The following is a 537-nucleotide window of genomic DNA, read 5'->3' as shown; positions in this document are numbered from 1 at the left end:
GTGTGAGGGGCCTGGTTGCGTTTTGCTGGTGGGATACCAGGGCGGCGACGGCTTGGACGGTCTCGGGCAGTTGTTCACGGCGGCCGTGGTGGCGGGCGAGGGCCTTCCAGTTCTTGAGGTGGGCGATGCCGTGCTCGACGCGGATCCGTCGGGAAGCGTGCGCGTGCTTGGCCTGTGCGTGCATCTCCTCGTACCAAGGCGGCGGGTTCTTTCGGAACTTGCGGTGTGGCGGGGTGACGACCTGGCCGCCGGTCTGGGCGCCGAGTCCCTGATAGCCGGCGTCGGCCAGGATCTCAACCCAGGGTCCGGTATCGAGGAGATCGATGAGCCCGGATTCGCGGGCCTGGGTGATGTCCGGGCAGCTGCCGGGCCGGGTCTCGCCGCAGAACAACAGCCTGCCGGCGGCATCGGTGAGGACCATCGTCTTCACGGCGTTCTGCTTGCTCTTGCCCGAGATGAAGCGGTCCCGGCCGTCCGTTCCCTGGGCGGGGCGGCGGACCCGGATCTCGGTCGCGTCCAAGATGGCCGTGCGACCGC

General features: G+C 68.9%; 1 protein-coding gene. It reads right to left on the bottom strand.

Features of this window, described 5'->3' with window-relative positions; all coding sequences use genetic code 11:
• A partial coding sequence (locus IE295_RS33180; protein ID WP_229923033.1) for a transposase family protein occupies window positions 1-520 on the bottom strand: 520 nt, incomplete at its 3' end.
• Window positions 521-537 lie beyond the last annotated feature (17 nt).

It is taken from the genome of Streptomyces griseocarneus (assembly GCF_014655595.1).
Lineage (GTDB): Bacteria > Actinomycetota > Actinomycetes > Streptomycetales > Streptomycetaceae > Streptomyces > Streptomyces griseocarneus.
This window is presented reverse-complemented; position numbering and strand designations above follow the sequence as displayed.